This is a genomic window from Ferrovibrio sp. (assembly GCF_036381655.1).
Classification (GTDB): Bacteria; Pseudomonadota; Alphaproteobacteria; order Ferrovibrionales; family Ferrovibrionaceae; genus Ferrovibrio.
The window spans coordinates 33,260-40,080 of the sequence record NZ_DASVCJ010000009.1 but is presented as its reverse complement, the minus strand read 5'-3'; the positions used below and the strand labels follow the sequence as shown (position 1 = coordinate 40,080).

Annotated in this window: 6 protein-coding genes; 2 read left to right on the top strand and 4 right to left on the bottom strand. The window is 65.1% G+C overall.

Translation table 11 applies throughout. The annotated features are described in order from the left end of the window. The coding region (gene ilvB / locus VF194_RS02335; protein ID WP_330887630.1) for a biosynthetic-type acetolactate synthase large subunit at positions 1-1,487 on the bottom strand (1,487 nt) is incomplete at its 3' end. Positions 1,488-1,599: 112 nt separating this feature from the next. After that, positions 1,600-2,574, bottom strand: coding sequence for a tRNA (adenosine(37)-N6)-dimethylallyltransferase MiaA (gene miaA, locus VF194_RS02330; RefSeq protein ID WP_330887626.1), 975 nt, complete (start codon positions 2,572-2,574; stop codon positions 1,600-1,602). Positions 2,575-2,659: 85 nt separating this feature from the next. On the opposite strand from miaA, the gene serB reads away from it, so the two are divergent. Next, positions 2,660-3,562, top strand: coding sequence for a phosphoserine phosphatase SerB (serB, locus tag VF194_RS02325; protein WP_330887624.1), 903 nt, complete (start codon positions 2,660-2,662; stop codon positions 3,560-3,562). Between the two features lie 24 nt (positions 3,563-3,586). Here the strand turns inward: serB and VF194_RS02320 are convergent, their stop codons facing one another. Next, entirely contained in the window at positions 3,587-4,369 is a 783-nt protein-coding gene (locus VF194_RS02320; protein WP_330887622.1) for a 3-hydroxybutyrate dehydrogenase, read from the bottom strand. A 192-nt stretch (positions 4,370-4,561) separates the two neighbouring features. Between VF194_RS02320 and VF194_RS02315 the strand changes: the two genes are divergently transcribed. Next, the gene (locus tag VF194_RS02315; protein WP_330887620.1) at positions 4,562-5,191 is read left to right on the top strand and encodes an ATP-dependent Clp protease proteolytic subunit; all 630 of its coding nucleotides are present in this window, start codon (positions 4,562-4,564) and stop codon (positions 5,189-5,191) included. Positions 5,192-5,270: 79 nt separating this feature from the next. Here VF194_RS02315 and VF194_RS02310 read toward each other — a convergent pair whose 3' ends face one another. Continuing rightward, positions 5,271-6,764: a DegQ family serine endoprotease gene (locus VF194_RS02310; RefSeq protein ID WP_330887618.1), complete on the bottom strand. Its 1,494-nt coding sequence runs from the start codon at positions 6,762-6,764 to the stop codon at positions 5,271-5,273. Between the last annotated feature and the right edge of the window lie 57 nt (positions 6,765-6,821).

Genomic DNA, 6,821 nt, shown 5'->3' with positions numbered 1-6,821 from the left:
TAGCGCCCGCCATGCATCAGCTCCTGCCATTGGCGGACCATACCCATCCACTGGTTGTTCATGATGAAGATCTTGACCGGCAGCTTGTACTGGTAGGCGGTCGACATCTCCTGGATGTTCATCAGGATCGATGCCTCGCCGGCGATGTCGATCACCAGCGCGTCGGGATGCGCGATCTGGACACCCATCGCCGCCGGCAGGCCGTAGCCCATCGTGCCGAGCCCGCCCGAGGTCATCCAGCGGTTCGGCGCCTCGAAGCCGTAGAACTGCGCCGCCCACATCTGGTGCTGGCCGACCTCGGTGGTGATGAAAGTGTCGCGCGTCTTGGTCAGCTCGTAAAGCCGCTGGATGGCATATTGCGGCTTGATGATCTTGTCGTCCTGCTTGAACTTCAGGCAGTCGCGGGCGCGCCATTGATCGATCTGCGCCCACCATTTATCCAGCGCCTTCTGCTTCGGCTTGAAGCCGCCCTGTTTCCAGGCGGCGATCATCTGCTCCAGCACCTTGCAGGCATCGCCGACGATATTGACTTCGCAATGCACCGTCTTGTTGTGCGAGGACGGGTCGATATCGATATGGATCTTCTTCGATCCCGGCGAGAAGGCATTGATGCGGCCGGTGATGCGATCGTCGAAACGGGCGCCGATCGCGACCATCACGTCGCAATCATGCATGGCATGATTGGCTTCCCAGGTGCCATGCATGCCCAGCATGCCGAGGAACTGCTTGTCGGTGCCCGGGTAGCCGCCCAGGCCCATCAGCGTGTTGGTGATCGGAAAGCGGGTCAGCTTGACGAATTCGCGCAGCAATTCCGACGCGCGCGGGCCGGCATTGATGATGCCGCCGCCGGTATAGAAGACCGGGCGCTCGGCCGCCGCCATCAGCGCGATGGCCTCCTTGATCTTGGCCTCGTCGCCTTCGATGCGCGGACGGTAGGTCTTGTGCTTGACGTTCTGCGGGCCCGTATAAGTCCCTTGCGCGATCTGCACGTCCTTGGGCAGGTCGATCACCACCGGGCCGGGCCGGCCGTTGCTGGCCACATAAAACGCCTCGTGCACGACGCGCGCCAGGTCGTTGACGTTCTTGACCAGGTAATTGTGCTTGGTGCAGGGCCGGGTGATGCCGGTCGTGTCGCATTCCTGGAAGGCATCCGTGCCGATCAGATGCGTCGGCACCTGGCCGGTGAGGCAGACGACCGGGATCGAATCCATCAGCGCATCGGTCAGGCCGGTGACGGCATTGGTCGCGCCGGGGCCGGAGGTGACCAGCACCACACCGGGCTTGCCGGTCGAGCGGGCATAGCCTTCCGCGGCGTGCACCGCGCCCTGCTCATGGCGGACCAGCACATGGCGGATCGCGTTCTGCTTGAACAGCGCGTCGTAGATCGGCAGCACGGCGCCGCCGGGATAGCCGAAAATGACCTCGACACCCTGATCGACAAGGGCCTTGATCACCAATTCGGCGCCGCTCATCTGCTCAGTCGGCATCTGGGCCAGCGCAGTCTGCTTACCGGACTGCATAACGCACCATTCTCCTGAGGAAAATTTGACGCAGCCAGGATAGCCGGGGAGAGATATCCCGCCGCGAAAGGCGGCCAACCTAAACGCCGCGTCCGCGGGCGGTCAATAGGTATCCCACAATGAATGGAAAGATTTCTGCCTCAGGGTTGAAATTTTCTTGCTGACCAAGGTCTTTTTCCACAACCAGGTCCGGCTGGAACTGATGCCGGAACCAGGTTGTCTGGCGCTTGGCGTAATGCCGGGTATTGGCCTGGGCGATGCGGACCGCCTCCTCGAGGCTCATCCGCCCCCGTAAATAGGCCATAAGCTCCGGCAATCCATGGGCTTTCAGCATCGGCGCATCGGCCCGAACATCCTGGCGCGCCAGCACGGCCCGGGCTTCGTCCACGGCCCCCTGCCGGACCATCGCTTCGAAGCGGCGGTCGATACGGGCATACAGGGTCTTGCGCGGCGGCCGCAGCAGCAGGCGGAAAACCGGATTGGGCAGCGGCGGCGCGGCGGACGCGGCCTGCCACTGGCTCAGGCTGCGGCCGGTTCCGACCAGCACTTCATAGGCCCGCACCAGGCGCTGGCTGTCGCCCGGCTTCAGCCGGGCGGCGGTATCGGGATCGAGCTTCGCCAGCGCCGCATGCAGACCCTGGGGCCCCAGCAGGCCCAGCTTGTCCCGGGCTTCGGCGCGCGCCGCCGCCGGGATCGGCGGGACCTCGACCAGGCCCTCGAACAGGCTGCGCAAATACAGGCCCGTGCCGCCGAGCAGGATCGGGATGCGATCCGCGCGCGCCGCCTCGGCGATCGCCTCCAGCGCCATGCCGCGCCAGAGCGCCGCCGTGCCATGCACGGCGCCATCCAGCACGCCGTACAGCCGGTGCGGGACGCCGGCCATCTCCGCCTCGGTCGGCCGCGCGGTCAGCACGCGCAGGTCGCGATACACCTGCATGCTGTCGGCGTTAACGATTATGCCGCCGACATGCTGCGCGATCGCAGCTCCGAGCGCGGATTTGCCGCTGGCTGTCGGGCCGGCCAGGACGATGAGAGGAATGCTGTTGATATCCATACGGAAATAGAGCGGAAACGAGGTACCCTGACCGGCGATCCGGACGGCGGTTGCGCCGTCTCTTCTACAGTCCTAGAACAAGCCGATGCAAAACATTCTGACGCTGATCACCGATCCTCATAATGCCGTCCTGACCAACCGGCAGGCGAGCGCCGTGCGGGATGCCTTGGCACTGGCCCGCGGCAAGGTCGGCCCGGCCGATTGGCTCGATCCCGGCGTCGCCTGCGACATCCCCTTCGAAGGCGTCGAGCCCGCCGAGGCGGAGAAGGTCGCGCGCGCGGCCCTGCGCGGCGCCCCGATCGACGTGCTGGTGATCAGCCCGGAGAACCGGCGCAAGAAGGCGCTGATCGCCGATATGGAATCGACCATCATCCGCAACGAGATGCTGGACGAGATCGCCTTCGAGGCCGATATCGGCCCGCAGGTCGCCGACATCACCCGGCGGGCCATGAATGGCGAGATCGATTTCCGCGGCGCGCTGCGCGAGCGCGTCGGGCTGCTGAAGGGCCAGCCGGCCAGCTTGCTGGAAAAGGCCGGCGAACGGATCAAGCTGATGGCCGGCGCCGTGCCGCTGATTCAGACGCTAAAGGATCACGGCGTCTACTGCGTGCTGGTCTCCGGCGGCTTCGATTACTATACCGTGCCGATCGCCATGAAGCTCGGCTTCGACGGGCAGCAGGCCAACCACATGATCATCGAGGACGGCGTGATCGCCGGCACGGTGCGCGAGCCGATCCTGGGCCGCGAGGCCAAGCTGGAGGCTTTGCAGCGCGTGGCCCGCGAGCGCGGCATCGGCCAGGCGGACTGCGCCGCCGTCGGCGACGGCGCCAACGACCTCGACATGCTCGCCCATGCCGGCCTGGGGATCGCCTTCCACGCCAAGCCGAAGGTGCAGGAAGCCTCCAGATACAACATCCGTCACGGCGACCTGACCGCCCTGCTCTACGCGCAGGGCTACCGCAAGGACGAGATTTTCGGGCGGGGCTGAGAACTCACCCCGCCCGTCGCCGCTTCAGCGGGCGGTCCAGCCGCCGTCGATGGCAATCGCCGTGCCGGTGATCGACTTGGCCATCTCGCCGCACAGGAACACGGCCAGGGCGGCAACCTCCTCGATCTCGATGAACCGCTTGTTCGGCTGCGAGGCGAGGATGACTTCGCGGATCACCTTGTCGCGCGGCATGTTATGCACCTTGGCCTGATCGTCGATCTGGCCTTCAACCAGCGGCGTGCGCACATAGCCCGGGCAGATCGCGTTCACCGTTATGTTGCTTTCGGCCACTTCCAGCGCCACGGTCTTGGTCAGGCCGATCTGGCCATGCTTGGCCGAGACGTAGGCCGACTTGAAGGGCGAGGCGACCAGGCCATGCGCCGAAACCAGGTTGATGATGCGGCCCCAGTTGCGCTTCTTCATGCCGGGCAGCGCCGCCTTGATGCCATGGAAGCTGGAATTGAGGATGATGTTCTGGATCGCGGTCCACTTCGCCTCGGGGAATTCCTCCACCGGCGAGACGAACTGGATGCCGGCATTGTTGACCAGGATGTCGACGCCGCCGAGGGCATCCTCCGCCTTCTTGATGAAGGCCTCGACCGCGTCGCCCTTGCTCATGTCGGCGCCGTCATAGAGCACCTTGACCCCGGCCTCTTCGGCGAGGCTGGAGCGGATCTTCTCGATTTCGGCGGCATCGCCGAAACCGTTCAGCATGATATTGGCGCCCTCCCTGGCCAAAGCCCGGGCGATGCCGAGCCCGATACCGCTGGTTGAGCCGGTGACGACAGCGGACTTGCCTTTCAGCATGGGCGACCTCATCTGTTGGGGAGTGGAAATCGGCCGGAAGCGTAGCGGAAACACCCCGCCCGAACCAGTGCCGCACCGTCGCACCCGCCGGTTTTGCGGGGCCGATCACGAGCGCCATGGAGGCCGTGAGCCTTGCAACCCCCGTGCCCCCATGGGATATAAAATAGCCTGTTTCAAGGAGTTTTCTGCCGCATGCTGAACCGCAGTGTCATGAACGGCCCGGTCATGAACGACGACGAGCCGGAGAAGAACGGCGAAGCCGAGAAGGTCCGCGAGAAATCGCCGGGCATCGAGGAGCGCCTGTTCAAGGCGCGCACCATCCTGATCTATGGCGGCATCGACCAGAAGGTGGCCAAGGACGTCACCGCCCGGCTGCTGGCGCTGCAGGCCGACAGCGATGATCCGATCACCATCTTCATCAACAGCCAGGGCGGCCATGTCGAGTCGGGCGATACGATCTACGACATGATCAAATTCGTGAAGCCGCAGGTGCGCGTCGTCGGCACCGGCTGGGTCGCCTCGGCCGGCGCGCTGATCTATGTGGCGGCGAAGAAGGAAAACCGCTACGCGCTGCCCAACACCCGCTTCCTGCTGCACCAGCCGGCCGGCGGCGCCATGGGCCCGGCCTCGGACGTCGCCATCCAGGCCAAGGAGATCATCCGCATGCGCCGGCGGCTGAACGAGATCTTCGCCCGCGAAACCGGCCAGCCGCTCGAGAAGATCGAGAAGGACACCGACCGCGATTTCTGGATCAGCGCCGAGGATGCCATCGCCTATGGCCTCGTCGGCAGGATCGTGCAGAACGTCACCGAGATCGGCTGAAACGGCTTCGGCCCAAACGAAAAGGCCGGCTGAAAAGCCGGCCTTTTTTGTGCCTGCCCGGCCCGCGGGCCAGGGGATGTCAGGATTTGAACGGCACCGGCACGAAACGCGGCTCGCCGCTGCGCTGAATCTGCAGCAGCGCCACCTTGCGCTTGGCGTCCTTGAGGGCCTTGATCATCTCCACCACGTCCTCGGCGTTGCGCACTTCCGACTGCGCCACCTCGATGATCACGTCGCCCGCCCGCACGTCGCGCTGCGCGGCGGCGCCGTCCGGATCGACATCGGTCACCACCACGCCCTTGACGTCATCCTTGATGTCGTATTTCTGCCGCAGCTCCTTGGTCAGCGGCGCAATACGCAGGCCCAGATCGGCCAGGTCGGTCTCGTTGCGGCCAGGCCTGCTGCGCGGGCCATTCGCCTTGCCGGCATTCTCCTCCGCCTTGGCGGAGGCCAGCGCCGCCTCGAGTTCGCCCAGCGTCGCCTTCACCGTACGCTTCTTGCCCTTGCGCAGCACGTCGACATTGACGGTCTTGCCGACCGGCGTTTCGGCGACGCTGCGGGTCAGCGCATTGGTGGTGGCGATCGGCTTGCCATCGAGCGCGACGATCACGTCGCCGGATTCGATGCCGGCCTTCTCGGCCGGACCGCCCGGCACCACCTTGGCGACCAGCGCGCCGCGCGCCTTGTCGAGACCGAGCGCCTCGACCATCTCGTCGGTGACCGACTGGATTTGCACACCGAGCCAGCCGCGCTTGGTGCGGCCGAATTCGATGAGCTGCTTCACCACCGGGCGGGCCAGATTGGCCGGCACGGCGAAACCGATGCCGATCGAGCCGCCGGATTGCGAGAAGATCGCCGTATTGATGCCGATCACCTCGCCGTTCCTGTTGAAGAGCGGGCCGCCGGAATTGCCTTTGTTGATGGCGGCGTCGGTCTGGATGAAGTCGTCATAGCGGCCCGCATTGATGTCGCGGCCGCGCGCCGAGATGATGCCGGCGGTGACCGTGCCGCCCAGGCCGAAGGGGTTGCCGATCGCCAGCGTCCATTCGCCGACCCGCAGCTTGTCGGAATCGCCCCACTGGATCGCGGTCAGCGGCTCCTTGGTCTCCACCTTCAGGACCGCGATGTCGACTTCCGGATCGCGGCCGACGATCTTGGCCGGCAGCTCGGTATTGTCATGCAGGATGACATGGACTTCGTCGGCATCGGCGATGACATGGTTATTGGTGACGATATAGCCGCGCGCATCGACGATGAAGCCGGAGCCCAGCGAGGCCACTTGCCGCGGCGGACGGCCGCCCTGGCCGCGCTGCTGGCGTTCGAAGAAATCCTTGAAGAATTCCTCGAAGGGCGAGCCCGGCGGGAATTGCGGCATGTTGTCGGGCAATCCGCGATTGACCAGGGTTTGCGTCGTCGAGACGTTGACCACGGCCGGCAGGAGTTTTTCCGCCAAATCTGCGAAATCGCCTTCCGGCGCGCGCGCCTGGGCGGCGCTGCCCAAGACCGTGACGAACAATAATCCCGTCAGCGCGACGCAGGCGCGGACCAGCCGCAGATTGATGCTCGCCCTCATCGTCCAAACCTCCTCGCCGCAACTGGTGCGGCGATCAATATAGCTCGCCATCAATAT